Consider the following 16,581-nt stretch of genomic DNA (forward strand, 5'->3'; position numbering starts at 1 on the left):
AAAGTTTCTAAGTTTTCAGTTTAACATCGATGCTTTTTTTAGTTTTGTTCTCGAATTACTTGGTTCGCATGAGAAAACAGATAAATAAATATCTTCTTTTTGTCATAATTGCTTTTTTACCTGTGCTTGTGTTTTCACAGCGGCCCAGCGAATTAATGAATGATGAAGAAAGTCAGCCAGGTAAACCACAAAAAGAAATTAAACCTGAAATAAAATTATGGCAGCTTTCCGGTTATGGAGCTTTTCAGGATTCAAGCAAGTTAGATACAATGCTGAAAGATTTTCGTTTGTATCATCCGGTATACAAAAATTCTATAACAGCAACTTATCTCGGAAATTATGGTCTGCCCTATTTGGATAATAATTTTTTTGAACGAAAACCGGGTATCGACTTTTTTTTCCTGCGTACCAGGGAAGCTTATCTTTTAACACCATCAAAACTAAAATATTATAATACCCGCACTCCTTATACTGTTTTGGATTATAGTCAGAGCGAAAATAAAAGCCGGAAAAGTGAAGCAAGATTTAACGTACTTCACACTCAGAATGTGAATCCATATTTAAATCTCACATTCCGTTATGACCAGGCACGTTCTGATGGTCAATATAACTATCAGGATAGCAAAAATAATTTGGTGTCGCTGTACTCGAACTATAACAAAGATGAATTAAAAATACACGCGGGATTTATAGCTAACAGTATTCAAAACAGTGAGAATGGAGGATTGGAGGCTGACAGTTTATTGCTGAGTGACAGAGAAACAGAGTATTTGAATGTTAACTTAAACAGCACCCGGTCGAAGTTTACCAACACGTATTTTTTTGCAACGGGAGAATATCGGTTTGGGAGGCATATAAAAGTAGATACGATTCCTGCATCGGAAGAACCTTTTCCTGAAGACGAAGAGGGGGCAGCTCCTGTGCCTCCTTCAGAAATTTTTAAGCCTATTGTAGGCTTGATGTATTCAGTTGAATACCAACGCCACTATAAACAGTTTACTGATGAAGAAGATACAACAAATACCTTTTTCCCAAATACTTATTTTGGTGATGATTATGTGAAAGATTCTATTCGGTTCAATAAGATTTCAAATGTCTTTCAAATAAAGCAGTACGAAAACCCGGACAGGAAAACGAGTTTTGGGAAACGGGCATTTATTGGGCAGGAATTTGTTAAGGTTACACATCCGGGACCAATTCCTGACGTCTATAATCGACCGCAGGTTAGCAAATATTCTAATGTATATCTCGGGGGAGGTATTTTTAGGCAAACAGGCAATTTTTGGCAATGGAATGCCGAAGGAAAATTTTATGTGGTTGGCAGGAATATCGGACAAACTGAAATATCAGGAATAATTTCAAAACCATTAAGGCTTTTTAATGATTCTCTGGCAGCATTCAAAGTTAGGGGAGCAATTGAGAATACGGTGCCGGACTATTTTCAGGAAGAGTTCTATTCAAACCATTCAAAATGGGATAATAACCTGGATATGGAACAAAGTATGACCATAGAAGGTAGTTTTGAAATGCCAAAACGCAGACTGAAACTTGGAGCCAACTATGCCCTCATAAACAACTATATTTATAATGACACCCTTGGGATTCCTGCACAAACAAATGAAGAATTACTTGTAGTTGCTGCCTATATTGATAAAGATTTTAGTGCACGTAATTTGCATCTCAGAACCCGCTTGCTTTACCAAAAAGTATCAAATGAGAAGTACATTCATCTTCCCGATTTTTCTGCTTTTGTTTCAGCTTATTATCAGTTTGTTATTTCTAAAGTATTATACACGCAGTTGGGGGTTGATACCCGGTATTATACTTCATTTTATTCCGATGCCTACGATCCTTCAACGGGGTTGTTTTACCTTCAGAATGAAAAAAAGACAGGAAATTTTCCGTATATTGATGCCTACGCCACTTTAAGGCTGAAAAGAACCCGTTTTTTCTTTAAAATGATTAATATAGGGACCAGTTTTATTGAAAGGGAGTATTTTACTACCCCGCATTACCCGATGAATCGAATGACGTTCAGATTTGGAGTTGCCTGGTCTTTTTATGATTGATGAAGTATTTTTTTCTACATAAAAAATCAACTGTAAAAATTTTCTTTTTGTTGGTTTGTTTTCTCTGTTTATTCTCCTGTAACCATACGAGCAGGGAAAAGAAAAAGAAGGAAACTGTCCAGTCGGAGTCAAACGATCTGGAGCGGATACGTAATACCGGAACATTACGCGCAGTTGTCGATTATAACTCAACAAATTATTTTGTATACAGGGGAAAACCAATGGGGTTTAAATATGAATTGTTAAAACAATTAACCAGTGACCTGGGAGTGAACCTTGAGATAGTTGTAAGCAATAATTTGGCTGAAACGTTTGATGGCCTTCAAAATAAACGATTCGATTTAATCGCTAAAAATTTAACCGTAACAAAACAACGAAATTCTTTGGTTGATTTTACAGTCCCTTTGGAACAAACCCGACAGGTTTTAGTGCAGCGGAGTCGTGAAAATCAATTGGATTCGGTATATGTGAATTCAACTCTTGAACTTGCCGGAAAAAAAATCCATGTTCAGAAAAATACCTCTTATTACCGGAGAATGGTAAATCTTTCGGAAGAAATAGGCGAAGATATTTACATTGTTCAGGATACGGTTTACGGGGTGGAACAATTGATTGCTTTGGTTGCTGAAGGTGAAATTAATTATACCGTTTGCGATGAGAATATTGCATTGCTGAATAAAATGTACTATCCTAATCTTGACGTTTCTTTAAAAGTAAGTTTTCCGCAAAATATTGCCTGGGCTGTAAGAAAGGACTCAAAGGAGTGGAAAGAATATCTAGATAACTGGATTTCGAAGTTTAAAACGTCAAGGAAATACCACGTTTTATACCACAAATATTTTGAAAGTCCACGAACTGCCGAGCGGTTGGAGAGTGATTTTCACAGTATTTCGGGTGGAAATATTTCAAAGTACGATAATTATATTAAAGAATTATCAGAAGAATACGGTTGTGACTGGCGTTTAATAGCATCAGTTGCTTATCATGAATCACGCTTTAATGCGCAGGCTGAGTCATGGGCAGGAGCTTACGGGTTAATGCAAATCATGCCTTCTACAGCACGTTCGCTGGGAGTTGAGAATTTTGAACGACCGAAACAAAATATCAGGGCGGGTATTCTTTTACTCGACTGGCTGGATGAACAACTAAGCGAATCGGTAAGGGATTCAACAGAGAGGATAAAATTTGTACTTGCGTCGTATAATGTGGGCTTGGGGCATGTAAAAGATGCACAAAGACTTGCCCGGAAGTATAAAAAAAACAGCGAGATATGGGACGACAATGTTGATTTTTATCTTCGAAACAAATCAGCGGAAAAATACTACAAAGATCCTGTTGTTCGTTGGGGATACTGCCGAGGGGAAGAAGCTTACTTATACGTTTCCAAAGTGCTGAACAACTACCAACATTACCTGAATGTTATTCCTGAATAAAAGATAAATCGCCCATTAAATCATAAAATTCAGATAAAATCATAGCAGTGGCCCCCCAAATAATTTCACCGTCAAATTTTATGCAGGGAACTTCAAGAACTCCTATGTTGGTTTTAATGCTCGTCTTTTCAAAATGATTTTTATATTTCAAAATCGGGAACAAAACCATCTTTTCCACTTCATCTTTGTTAATGCTAAAGGTTGGTTTTTTATTTAGCCAGCCAACAATTGGTTGAATAAGGAAGCCGCTCACTTCAACGTATAACTCCGAAAGCACTCCGAGTATTTCAATCTGATTTTTGTGAACTCCTATTTCTTCGTAGGTTTCGCGCAGGGCGGTTTCAACTGCATTTTCACCTTTCTCAATTCGGCCTCCCGGCAGTGCAATCTGACCGGCGTGGTGTTTCATGTGTTTTGGTCTTTTTATCAGGCACCCGTATAAATTGCTGTTTTCAACATATAAAGCCAGTAAAACACTGCTGTGTTTCAGCTTGTGTCTTTTTTCGGGTGCAGCGAGCAGTTTGCGGCTCGGGGGAAGCATTTTTTTATGCGATGCCTCACCGGGAAGTGTAATTTGAAGTGCTTTTTTTATTTCGTTTTGAAATGCCATAGGGCAAAAATAAGAAATGGATTTTTAAATAAATTGTTTTTAGTCGTTTTGAAAACATAAAATCAAAACGGAAGTCGTTTCAAATTGTTGTAAAGGAAAGCGCTTGCGGATCAACTAAACTTTTTCCTGGTGTCGTCGGAGATGTTGATATTTTTAAGACGGTGTTTTGTAATGTACCCGGAAGGAAGTTCTCCATAAAATTCTTCAAAATATTTTGAAAAGTAACGCGGATTATTAAAACCTACATGATAGGCTATTTCTGAAACTGTCAGCTGGCTCGATTGCAAAAGATCAGCGGCTCTTTTTAACCTGATTATACGAATAAATTCGATTGGGGTTTTACCGGTTAGTGCCACCATTTTTTTGTACAAACTTACCCGGCTCATCCCCAATTCTTTGCTCAAATCTTCAACGGTGAAAGAAGATTCTGAGATGTATGTTTCAACTGTTTGGAGTGCCTTTTTTATAAATTTCTCGTCCTGCGAATTGACTTCAATTTTTTCAGGATTAATACCAATCATCGACTGGTAGGACAAGCGGAGTTGTTCGCGCGTATTGATCAGATTTTCAATTCTCGATTCAAGAATCCGAAAATCAAAAGGTTTTGAAATATAGTCGTCAGCACCTGATTCAAAACCTTCAACTACCGGTTCTGTTTCAGTTTTGGCAGTAAGCAGAATTACCGGAATATGTTTGGTTTTGCGGTTGGTTTTAATTGTGGTACACAACTTAAGCCCATCCATAACCGGCATCATAATATCGCTTACAACCATGTCGGGAAGCTTACTTTCTGTCAATTCCCATCCCTGCTCACCATTTTCAGCCTCAAAAATATTATACAGCTTTTTTAAGTTATCTTTTAAATAAAAACGAAAATCAGGGTTGTCTTCAACAAGTAGAACTGTTTTTTTTGCATGACTATGTGTAATTTCCTCTTCCTGTAAGGTGCTTTGAGAGAGCTCTTTTTTACTTTCTGTAACCTGATTTTTATAGGAATCAATTTCTTCTTTGGAAAATAATTGAGCCGGCAATTGAACTGTAAATGTACTTCCTTTACCGACAATACTTTCAACTTTTACCGTACCTCCCAAAATAGTAACATACTCGTTCACCATGGAAAGCCCTATTCCGCTGCCCTGGTTTGTTATCGAATTAGGTAAATCGTTTTGGTAAAAACGGTCGAAAATACGGGTTTGCTGTTCGGGGGCAATTCCTATTCCGGTGTCTTTTACAGTTATTTGTACGGTAGCAGTTTTCGATTCTGTATTTTGGTCCGGTATTTCAATGTCGAGATTTACTTTGCCTTTTTCGGGAGTGAATTTAAATGCGTTTGAGAGAAGGTTGGTAATAATTTTATCGGTTTTGTCTTTATCAAAGAAAGTAAAAAACGCCGGTATTTTGGATTTGAAGTCGAACTCAATTTGTTTGTTTTGAGCCAGATCTTCAAATGATAAACTAACCTCATGAATAAATTTAACCATATCACCCCAATTTTTTTTGGCTTCCGGTTTCTGAACTTCCATTTTCCTAAAATCCAGCAGTTGATTTACCATGGTTAGCAATCTTCGTGCATTTCGCTGGACCAATATCAGGTGATTTCTGTTTTTTTCATCATGAGTTTGGGAAATTAGTTTCTCGATGGGGGAAATTATCAACGAAAGCGGGGTTCTGAATTCATGGCTTACATTGGTAAAGAATTTGGTTTTTAAAGCATCCAACTGCTGTATTCTTTCCGCTTCCCGATGTTCCTGTTCTGCTTCAAATTTTAGTCTGTGACGTTCGAGCATTATTCTTCTCGAAAAAAGGACCAGGGCTGCAAAAAGCACAAAATAAAGAACAAATGCATAAATGCTTTTCCAAAAAGGAGGAAGGATTTCAATTGTTAACGGAGGCCGCATTTCTGTCCATTCATCTCCATCTCCTGTTACCCTGATTTCCAGCTCATATTCTCCTGCGTTGAGGTTGGTAAAAGTAATGTCGTTTAAGCGTTCATCTACCGGGAGCCATTCATCGTTAAAACCTGTAAGCCGGTATTCAAAACTGTTTTTTTCCGGGTGAAAGAAGTTTAGTGCTGCAAATTCAAAAGAAAAAACATTTTCGTTGTGCCGGAGCGTAATTTTATCGTATTCGGTAATCGATTTTTCAAGAATTATACGATTTCTAAATGGTACATTAACAGGGACATTTTGATTAAAAACTTTAAATTCAGTGAGAATAATTTTATTTTCGGTATTTTGTTCTTTTATTTTTTCCGGGATAAACAGGTTAAATCCATTGGCCCCGCCAAAAATAAGTTCTCCTGAGCGTGTCCGGTATACAGCTTTTTCATTAAACTCTTTTCCCTGAAGTCCATCCAGAATGTTGTAATTGTTCACTTTTATATTCAGGTCATCAAGAGAAGGATGTTGCTGCGTATTTACTACCGAGATTTTTGAGATACCATTTGTGGTCGATATCCAGATATTGCCTTGTTGATCTTCCTGAATGGTTTTTATATTGGAACTTGCCAGTCCGTCTTTTTCTGTTAAAACTCTGAAACGCGATTCATTTCTATCTAAAACGTTTAGCCCCTGGTGTGTGGCTATCCATATAAATCCACGCCCGTCTTCAAGTAAGTCAATTGCATTTTTATCACTCAATTTTCCATGTGTTCCGGGCTCCGGAGTATAATGATAAAAACGTTTTGTCCCGAGGTCAAGTCTGTCCAGTCCATCGGAAGTTCCAAGCCAAAGATTGTTTTGCGAGTCTTCAATTATAGAAACAACAAAATTGGATCCCACTGAATTGATATCTTCTGTATTATAATGATAGAATTCGGTTTTTTCGCGGTCGAATAAGTCAAGGCCGCCGTTTAAAGTTCCAATCCATAGATTTTGTTTTGAGTCTTCGTAAATTTCCCAAACACGATCATCAGCTAACGACCACGGATTTGAAGGATCGTGCCTGAATGTTTTGAACTTTTTCCCGTCAAAACGGTTGAGCCCGCCAAAGTACGTTCCTATCCACAGTATTCCGGCCCGATCGATAAAAAGCGAAACGATAACATTGTTGCTAATACTTTCCGGATTATTGGGATCGTATGTGAATGTTTTGTATGAATTGTTTTTCCGGTCAAAATATATGAGACCTCCACCATTTGTCCCAATCCATAAATTTCCTTTACCGTCTTCTACAAAACAGTTCACGTCGTTGTATGGCAGGCTGTTTGGGTCAGAGGGAATGTGACTAACATGTCCAAACCGAATCAGGTTACTATGATAGTAGCTTAGTCCTTTTTTATATGTTCCTGCCCAAATAATTTCTTCGGAATCTTTAAAGAGATAGGTAACGCTGTTTTGACTGATGCTGTATCGATCATCACGGTTATTTACAATATAAGAAACCGATTGGTGTTCTTTATCAATAATGTTAATACCACCATGATCTGTCGCCAGCCAGATTTTCCCGTTTTCGTCCTCTTCAACCGATGAAACGAGGTTATTATTTAAGCGAATGGGATAAGAGGAATTTGTATAGTTTTGAATTTGATTAGCCGAAGAACTGATATGAAAAACACCATTCGGACTACCGGGGGAACAAATCCAGACATCGTCATCGCTGTCAACAAACAAACTGAAACTGTAGATTTCACTTGTCAGCCATTTATCCAGTTCGAATTCTTCAAGAATTTGAAAGTTACTTGGAGCAATCTTTTGAACTACTCCTGAGTTTGAAATAACCCAGAGATTTCCTTGCGAATCTTCATCAATGCCATAAAGATAATTATTATTTCCGGCCTTCCCGGGATTTCTCGGATACGGAATTGAATCTGTTTTTTCGCTTTTTGGTGAATACTTATAGAGCCCGAAGTCTCTGTTTACAAACCACATATTGCCAGCGCTGTCTTTAAACAGATTTTGTAAAGTGTTTAATGGAATTGATGTATTTTTATAATAATTTCCGGCTCTTTTAAACGATTCACTTTTAGGATCATAAATAACAAAGTTCTGGAGAGAACGAATCCAAATATTCTGATCAATGTCTTCAAAAAGAAAATCAATACTATTAAAAGGAATGGATGTAGAGTCGTATAAATTGTTCAGATAGATTTTAAAATTGGTTCCGTCAAAACGGTTTAATCCACGGTCGGTTCCAAACCACATAAAACCCCTGCTGTCTCTCAGAATCGCTCTTACCTGGTTATTGGAAAGTCCGTCGTTTATGTCAATATGCATAAACTTATACTGTTCTCCCGTGTGGCCTTCGTCAGCATTAACCGGAAAACAGCAAACGATAGTAAGCAGAACAACCTGAAATACAATATTTATTTTTGTTTTTGTTGAAAATAGAATCATCATCAAGGTCTTAACATCCAAAAGATACAAGAATTTTGTATTAATCCTGCCTAACAAAACAAAAATGTAAAAAAAACGGGAAACTGAAAATTACTTTCATGTCTCCCGTTTGTTCCTAACTTGCTAAACAAACATTACAATAGTTGTATTTTTATCTCTTTCCCTTCATATGTCACTGTTTTAGCTACTCCGTCTTCGGAGAGGAAAGGAAGTGGCTTGTTACGGGTAATTACTTTTATTCTGAAGACTCGCGTGGGAATCATACCGTCAAATTTACCTTCGCGTGAAAGAATGGTCAGGACTTTTTCCTTTTCAGAATAATTAAAACTGATTGTGCTGAATTCGCCTTTTTCGTAGTCGTAATTGGTTCCTTCATCTTCGTATAAATTAAATGAGGCATCTTGTCCTGCATAGACGTATATGTCAATCGGTGCATCTTTTTTCTGACTTGTATATTCAATTTCCGGGCCAACCGGAATAATTGAACCCTCGCGCACAAACAGGGGCATCCTTTCGTAAGGGGCTTCTGTGTTTACTTTCTGTCCTCCTGCATAATATTCGCCGGTATACAAATTAAACCAACCGCCGTTATTTGGAAAATATACATCCCGTTTTCTTGCCTTGTATTCGTATACCGGGCAAACCAAAAGTGAAGGGCCGAACATGTACTCATCGCCTATGTTTTGTACTCTTTTGTCAAACGGAAAGTCCATGGCTAAACCGCGCATAATAGTGTAGTCGTTGTGATAAACAGCACCTGTTAAACTGTAAATGTAAGGCATAAGCCGGTAGCGCAACTTGTTGTAATACAGCATTGATTTGTAAGCCGGGTGACTTTCAGGTGCCAGGTTCCAAATTTCGCGGTACGGAAACTGTCCGTGTACCCTGAATAAAGGAACAAAAGCGCCAAACTGGTACCAGCGCGTGTTTAATTCCCGCCATTCATCCATTTCCTTTGAACCTTCTGTAGCTTGTTCAAATTTTTTCTGAACACTAAAGCCTCCAATATCCATAGTCCAGTAGGGAAGCCCCGACATCGAAAAGTTAATACCTGCCGGGATTTGTGCTTTAAAATCTTCCCAACAAGTTCCTATATCTCCACTCCAGGTGGTCGTTCCGTAACGTTGCATGCCGGCAAATCCTGAACGGGTTAAAATAAATACCCGGTCGTTTGGATTTTTTTCACGCTGGCCTTCGTAAATTCCTTTGGCATTCATCAACGCAAAAGCATTAAAGTACTTTGTTGATGGGCCGAGCGCCGTTGGATTCATTAGCTGTTTGCGGTATTCTATGCTGGCGTTCGACAAAATATCGGGTTCTGTTGCATCGAGCCACCATGCATCAATTCCTTTTTCATATAAATGTTCATCGATTTGTTCCCAGAAAAGTTTACGGGCTTCTTCGTTGTACGCATCATAAAACGAACCAGGATAACCCGGGTAAATCCAGTCGCGAATGCTGTCCTTAACGGCTTGTTTATATATCCACCCCTTTTTTTCAAATTCGTTATAATGTTCTGTTCCGATATAAAATTTTGGCCATACCGAAATTAAAATCTTTGCGTTGTTGTCATGTATTGTTTTAATCATTCCTACAGGATCGGGAAAACGAGCTTTTTCAAATTCGTGACTTCCCCATTTATCTACCGGCCAGTACGACCAGTCCTGCACAATGTTGTCTATCGGAATATGTCTTTTTCTAAACTCTTTTAAGGTGTTGATCAGTTCATCCTGGGTTTTGTATCTTTCGCGACTTTGCCAGAATCCCATTGCCCACTTGGGCATCACCTGTGCCTTGCCTGTCAGCTTTCTGTATTTGCTGATAACTTCGTCGATTGAATTTCCTTTCATAAAATAGTAATCGATTTGATCCCCCATTTCAGAAAAGAAGGAGATATCATCCTGTTGGTTTGCAGGAACCGGTGAAAGTGCTTTTAATCCGATATATGAAACTCCTCCATCCGGAATCCATTCCAGTTTCAATTTGTATCTTTTCCCGGCTTTCATATCCCACTGAAATTTTGCTACCGAAGGATTCCAGGCGGTCCGCCACTTATCTGCCATTAACTGGCCGTCGATCCATATTTTTGTATAACCTGCGTAATACAAAAGAAAACGGAAAATGCCTGATTCTTCAGGCTGGAGTTCTCCTTCCCAGGTAATTTTGGCATGGTTAAAGTGAAATCCTTCCGGAAATTTTTCTATTGTTTCCAGGTTTTCATAATCTATCGTCGATTCATCACGCGTTGTAAAAATATGGTCGTTATTGGTGTTGTCGATATAAGTTGCTGTTAAGCTCCCTTCGTTGCCATTGGCATTAAACAGTTTGAACTGATCAATTTGACCGTAGGGGCGCGGATCACCAAAGCGTGAAAATGAATAATTATCCCAAAGTAGTCCGTAGTTTTTTGTTGAAACGATAAATGGAACCGATACTTTCGTGTTGTACTGAAACAGTTCTTCGTTTTTTCCCTTGTAGTTTATTTCGTCGGCCTGGTGCTGCCCCAGACCGTAAATGGCTTCATCTTCCGATGATTCAAAAACCTGTTGAACAATGTATCCTTCTACTCCGTCAACTTCCATTTCTTTTAAGCTTTTCCCTCCGCCTTGTTTTTCCTCAAGAAGAAGATTTCCGTTCTCGTCTGAGAATTGTATTTCTCCTGTTGTTTTTGAAATTTCAATTTTTGTTTTTGAAGTTGAAACAATCAGTTTATCTTTTTCTTCTTTTACCTCAAATTCAACCGGTTTTGTATCGGGTAAAACAATCAGGCTTTTCTCGGTACTAAATGTTTTTGTTGCTGAAGCTGAAACTTTTATGATTTCTTCGTCAACAGGTGAAACAAGGATAGCTTTTGCCGCATTTGTTTTTGCACCAGAAGGATATAAAATTATACCGTTGCTGCCTGCTTCCCAGTTTCTTTTTGAGCACGAAATACTTATAAATGTTATTAGAATAACTGTCAAAATATTCTTCATCGGTTCGTTTTTATTAGATTGAGAAATACGATGTTTCTCTGTTCTTATTTATTTTTTGGTATTTTTAATGGTTCTGTTTTTCAAAACGGGTAGATTCCGGCACTGGCCCCCTCCATCAAGCCGGTGTATGATTGTTGATCACTTATTAGATTTGTTTCTCTGTTGAAAATACCGCCGCCGTTGTCCCAGAAAAAAGGAACCAATCCATTATTTTTTGCTTTTTCCACTACATTTTTATAAAAATAGGCCAGTGACTCATCGTGTTTTTCCTGCCAAAGCTGGTTGTCGGGGAATGTGCGGTGTATTGCTCCAAACTCTCCCAAAATGACTGGTATTCCGTTATCTACGAATTTAGTTTTCATCTTTTGGAACTGCGCCACTAAATAGTCTTCTTCACAATTCCAGTCGGGATAACGGCCTTCAGCACCTTCAAGGTGGTAAGGGGCTCCCCAGAAATAGTAAACGTCGCCCCAGCTGGCATCTTCGGTTAGCCCGCAAAACTGCCAGGGAGTATAATAATGTACTTCTGCGAGTAGTCTGTTGTCTGTATTATCCGATGGAACTGTCATATATGTGTCGGCTCTGTCAATGTCAGTAAAGGGAGCCTGAACAACAAGATTGCGGTAGGCATTTTTTCCACCTGTAGCGCGGACTATATCAACAAAGGTTTGCATATATGCAGCAAGTACATCTACTTGCGCCTGATTTTCTGCATTCGGTTCATTAGCTCCGGCAAAAAGCAAATGTTCGTCATAATCCCGAAAATAGATGGCAATTTGTTTCCAGATTGTTTCCAGCTTTTGGTTTACCTCATTTTGTTTTTCAGGTATGCAGTTATTTTCCATCCAGCCACCATCCCAGTGAATATTTAAAATGGCGAACATATCGTTTTCAATACAGTAGTCCACTACTTCTTTCACACGTGTAAGCCAGGATTCCTGTATTTTATATGTTGTTTGATCTTCCAGGTATTGATCCCACGAACACGGGATGCGGACGGCATTAAAACCGGCTGCTTTTACAGCTAAAATTAATTCGGCGCTTGCCTGTGGATTTCCCCAGACTGTTTCCCCTCCAATCGCTTCGAGCGTATTTCCTAAGTTCCAGCCCAGATGGATTTCAGATGCAATGGTTTTTGCATCACTTTCCATCCCCGTATTATCAGGTTCAATATATTCAGGCAGGTGTATTTCCGGCTCACCGGCCTCCTGTGAAATTGAAATTGTGATATCGTCAACGTTTAAAGCAGTTATTGTAAAAGCGGTATTTCTTTCCTCTTCCAGTTCGTTCGCATCGGCAGTAATGGTAACTGATGCATTTCCTTTAGTGGTTTGAATAGAGGGGCGGCACCACGTTGAAGAAGAATTAATATTCCAGGTCGTATTTGATGCTATTGAAAAGGTTTTTGTGCCGCCTTCTTTTGTAAAATCAAACGTAAGCGGAGCAACAGAAAGCTCAGCAACAAATTTTTCAGGAGGAATAATTTCGTCCTTTTTTTTGTCACACCCAAACACAAAGAACAAAAGAAGGAGAACGATGATTGTTAAATTTTTTTTCATTTTAAGTGAAGCTGAAAACGGATTCTGGATTTAAAAATTGAAATTGATGAAATCTGAGTGGATAAATTATATCTACCCAGATTTCTTTTTTTACTTATTTACCAACTAAAATATTGTCGTTTTTTTTATTGGGTTTATACCATTAGTACATTGTAATTTTGTCAATCGTTGCTGTTACTGCACTAAGGTCAGCAATTTCGGCTGCCATTTCTTTAATATCAATAACAAATACGGCGGCGCCTTCACTTGCAGCTCCCGGTTCGCACCAAATTGTATAGGTTCCATCACCGGTCACCGAAGCTACTTCTTCTGATGATCCATCCCCCCAATATTGAGGAGCCCAGTCGGCGTCGGCATACGACAGTGCAGTATTGTAGCTGCCAGAAGCTCCTTCGCTAAATGTAATTCCCTGCAGGGTAAAAGTAATTTCAATTCGGTTATTAAATACGATATTTTCTTTTACCAAAGGAGGATCGTCTTTAGTGCTGCCAAAATCGTTGTACAGTTCCAGTCTGAAGTTGCCATTTCCTTCGATATCACCAAAAGCAAGTTTTGAATTATCAAACGCCAATTCGGTTCCTTCCGGCTCGGAGGAGCCACCATTTTCGTTAGATGAAGGAATCAGATGGTAGGCCATATATTCCGGTTTTTCTGAACTTAATGCACCAACCCACATTCCGGTAACACTGCCTCCCGCATCTTTTTCAATCTTCAGAATGCGAAGCTGATTGTTGGCATCTGCTGCAAAACTAGCCCAGCTGATAACTGAAAAGGTTGGAACAGTTATATCAAACGAATAGATACCTTTTTCATCCAATGAATAAGTTCCTGATGTTTCTGTTCCATCCGGCGTTATAAATACTACGGTTTCGTCGGCAGAGTTCATCGTCATTGTGAAATCGCCGTAAACAGAAGGATCCGGAGTCCCCAACCAGTCAGGGTAATCTTCCGGATTTTCCCAGCCGTTCATTAAAGAACCGTCCAGTTTAGCCCAATCCAAAGGATTGCTTTCTGAAAGTTTCCAGGTAATGGTTGTGTTTACGGTTTTTGAAATATCGTCCATCCATCCGTCGGGAAGCGTTGGTTCCGGATCCGGAACGTCTTCAGGTACCCAATTGTCAGCGTATTCCTTGCTGATATAGTTAAAGATTATAAATTCATCTTTACCTTTGTCTTTGTAACCAATTTGCATAGCCTCTTCAGTAAGCGAAATAACATAGCCAAAGCTCCAGTCGTCAATGTTAGCACCGTCTGCCCAATCGTTCATTAATGGCGCAGCATCTGTCATTTTTAATGTTTTTGCCTCTGCGTCCAGAAAATAAACTCCGTTTTCAACGCCTCTGTTTGGCGAATTCATATGTTCAACATGAACATTTGCTCCACCAATTAGATTAAAAGTCATTGTTCCATAGTCGTTAGCTGCAGCTACCCATGTGTTACCCGGCCAGTCTGCTTCCCAAATCCAACAATCTTCGCTGCCTTCTTCACATGTGTTATTCCATCGCCAGGTATCACTTGAAAAATATAACGGACCTTTCCAGTATTTTGAAACGCCCTCTGCATCTATATCGAGTAACCAGGTTTTTGAATTTCCAACACCACCGGAAAGCAATGTCCAAAGCGGGTCGTTAACATACATTAAGTTATTGGTTGTAAGCGTAAGATTAAATGTATCAGACTGCACGTAACCTCCCGCACTTTCAACACCATAAATAAATGCGTAATCTCCGGCAAAAGGTATTTTTACTGTATCTTTAACTCGTGTGGAACGCCCCATTGGAGTTTGCCAAAGAGGAGTAACACCTGGTGTTATACTTTCGAGAAAAATCATATTCGGGTCGTCTGCGTTTTGGGTAATACTGTATTCCAGATTATCTGTCGACAGTATTTCGCCTATGGCAAATTCTTCCGGCTGGCAAGCTGCAAGTGCCAGGAAAACTCCCAGAAGAGCTGCATATATTTTATATTTCTTTGTATTCATTTTTAAAACTTTAAAGATTAATTCCAGCCATTATTTTGAATTAAAACACCATCGGATAAACTCACCTGCGTTTGCGGAATCATCTGGAATCCGCCGGTAGCAATAATTTTATCTTTATTGATGGTTTTTGTCGATTCAACTCCTCCATTGTAAACGACATCCGAAATTGCAATTGTATTTGCAGCAGTTTCAACACCATGACGAAGTAAATCCCAGTATCGTATTCCTTCAAAAGCAAATTCAAAACGGCGTTCTTTAATAATGTTATCTTTTGAAACGGATTTATTTTCCAGTCCGGCCCTTGAACGAACAGTGTCAAAATATTGCTGGGCATTTGTACTGCCAAGTTCTGCGGCCATTAAAAGTACATCGGCATAACGGAGAACAACATAATCCTGAAATTGTCCGATCATAAAACTACCTGATCCGTTGGCTTCAGCAAGGTCTTTGCCATCGGGATTGGACAGCGGTGTATATTTTTTTACGGAATACCCTGTATATTCGCGCTGGTCGGAATTGTCAAAATCCAGCCCCTCTTCTTCGATTGCAATTACCGAAGCTTCTTTACGTAAATCAGTATCTTCGTAGGCGTTATAAAGTTTTGGTAAGACAGTACAGGCCCCCCAGCCTCTCCCGTAAGGTGAGAACGCCTGAGAACGTAAGCCAAACATCACTAACCAGTGGTTGCCATCTGTATTGCCGTCATAATCAGACGTGATGTTATATTTGATGGCGAAAACAGTTTCCTGATTGTCTTTTCCTGCATATGTAGTCTCCAGCGCGGTGCCGGCTTCGTTAATATAGGTTGAGGCTGCAGGCCAAAGGTTTTTGAATTCTTCAATTAAACTGTAGTTTCCGGTAGAAATAATGTCTTCCAATCCCTGTAAAACATCAGATTGAGAAACCAGACCAACCAAATCGGAAGTACCATAGTATCCGGTGTAAAACAGGTAAACGCGTGCAAGTAAGGCTTTTGCAGCCCATTTGTTAACCCTGCCCGGTTCTACGGTCTCTGTCCCATTTTGTGCGGCAAAAAGTAGGTCTTCAGTAATTACTTTATATGTTTCAGCTGGTGAAGATTGCGGAATGTTTTCACTTGAAGGTTCTGTCAATAGCGGAACATTTTCCCATAACCGAACCATGTCGAAATAAGTGTAAGCACGAATAAAACGAGCCTGGGCTTCAATCGAGTTTCTGCCGTCCGTGTCTCCTTGCCAATCAATTTGGTCCATGTTCTGAAGAAGCAAGTTACAACGGTAAATGGCTCTGTAATATACTTTCCAATTTTCGTTTAGTAAATCTACATCACCAGGCGATTTTGAAATATCAAATTCATCGATGACCTGATATCCGTAGCCATCAGTATTACCAGTGGCACCGTAGCAGTTGTCCGACAGTACTTCTGAAATAATCGGGAATGCAATACCACTGGAGTATAAAATCTGCAAACCATCGTAGCAACCTACGATTGCAAGTTCAGCGTCTTCTGTTGTTTCGTAAAAGTTTCCTGTAGTTAATGATGTTAAGGGTTCGCTGTCGAGGAAACTTTCAGAACATGAGCTCAGTGCAATAATACCGAGTGCGAGTATAAATAATTTAATCTTTTTCATTGTTCTTTCT

8 protein-coding genes are annotated in these 16,581 nt (G+C 39.1%); 2 read left to right on the forward strand and 6 right to left on the reverse strand.

Features of this window, described 5'->3' with window-relative positions:
* Nucleotides 1-68: 68 nt before the first annotated feature.
* Both GM418_RS15785 and GM418_RS15790 read left to right on the forward strand, forming a co-directional pair.
* Complete coding sequence (locus GM418_RS15785) at nt 69-2,069, forward strand: putative porin (protein WP_158867995.1); 2,001 nt, start codon at nt 69-71, stop codon at nt 2,067-2,069.
* A gap of 47 nt (nt 2,070-2,116) precedes the next feature.
* Nucleotides 2,117-3,502, forward strand: a complete 1,386-nt coding sequence (locus tag GM418_RS15790; RefSeq protein WP_246222735.1) for an MltF family protein — start codon at nt 2,117-2,119, stop codon at nt 3,500-3,502.
* Here the strand turns inward: GM418_RS15790 and GM418_RS15795 are convergent.
* The 6 genes from GM418_RS15795 to GM418_RS15820 form a co-directional block, all read right to left on the reverse strand.
* Nucleotides 3,489-4,112, reverse strand: coding sequence for an NUDIX hydrolase (locus tag GM418_RS15795; protein WP_158867999.1), 624 nt, complete (start codon nt 4,110-4,112; stop codon nt 3,489-3,491). The genes GM418_RS15790 and GM418_RS15795 overlap by 14 nt on opposite strands.
* Nucleotides 4,113-4,222: 110 nt before the next feature.
* Entirely contained in the window at nt 4,223-8,449 is a 4,227-nt protein-coding gene (locus GM418_RS15800; RefSeq protein WP_158868001.1) for a two-component regulator propeller domain-containing protein, read from the reverse strand.
* A gap of 131 nt (nt 8,450-8,580) precedes the next feature.
* Nucleotides 8,581-11,421, reverse strand: a complete 2,841-nt coding sequence (locus tag GM418_RS15805) for a TIM-barrel domain-containing protein (RefSeq protein ID WP_158868003.1) — start codon at nt 11,419-11,421, stop codon at nt 8,581-8,583.
* Nucleotides 11,422-11,501: 80 nt separating this feature from the next.
* Nucleotides 11,502-12,980, reverse strand: coding sequence for a cellulase family glycosylhydrolase (locus tag GM418_RS15810; RefSeq protein ID WP_158868005.1), 1,479 nt, complete (start codon nt 12,978-12,980; stop codon nt 11,502-11,504).
* 142 nt (nt 12,981-13,122) lie between these two features.
* Nucleotides 13,123-14,961 (reverse strand): hypothetical protein, encoded by a 1,839-nt coding sequence (locus GM418_RS15815; RefSeq protein WP_158868007.1) that lies wholly within the window; start codon nt 14,959-14,961, stop codon nt 13,123-13,125.
* Between the two features lie 17 nt (nt 14,962-14,978).
* Entirely contained in the window at nt 14,979-16,571 is a 1,593-nt protein-coding gene (locus tag GM418_RS15820) for a RagB/SusD family nutrient uptake outer membrane protein (protein WP_158868009.1), read from the reverse strand.
* Between the last annotated feature and the right edge of the window lie 10 nt (nt 16,572-16,581).

Source organism: Maribellus comscasis, assembly GCF_009762775.1.
Classification (GTDB): domain Bacteria; phylum Bacteroidota; class Bacteroidia; order Bacteroidales; family Prolixibacteraceae; genus Draconibacterium; species Draconibacterium comscasis.

Excerpts from the sequence above, each read along its gene's own strand:
- GM418_RS15785 (WP_158867995.1), top strand. The coding sequence starts at position 69 with ATGAGAAAACAGATAAATAAATATCTTCTTTTTGTCATAATTGCTTTT.
- GM418_RS15795 (WP_158867999.1), bottom strand. The coding sequence starts at position 4,112 with ATGGCATTTCAAAACGAAATAAAAAAAGCACTTCAAATTACACTTCCC.
- GM418_RS15800 (WP_158868001.1), bottom strand. The coding sequence starts at position 8,449 with ATGATGATTCTATTTTCAACAAAAACAAAAATAAATATTGTATTTCAG.
- GM418_RS15805 (WP_158868003.1), bottom strand. The coding sequence starts at position 11,421 with ATGAAGAATATTTTGACAGTTATTCTAATAACATTTATAAGTATTTCG.
- GM418_RS15810 (WP_158868005.1), bottom strand. The coding sequence starts at position 12,980 with ATGAAAAAAAATTTAACAATCATCGTTCTCCTTCTTTTGTTCTTTGTG.
- GM418_RS15815 (WP_158868007.1), bottom strand. The coding sequence starts at position 14,961 with ATGAATACAAAGAAATATAAAATATATGCAGCTCTTCTGGGAGTTTTC.
- GM418_RS15820 (WP_158868009.1), bottom strand. The coding sequence starts at position 16,571 with ATGAAAAAGATTAAATTATTTATACTCGCACTCGGTATTATTGCACTG.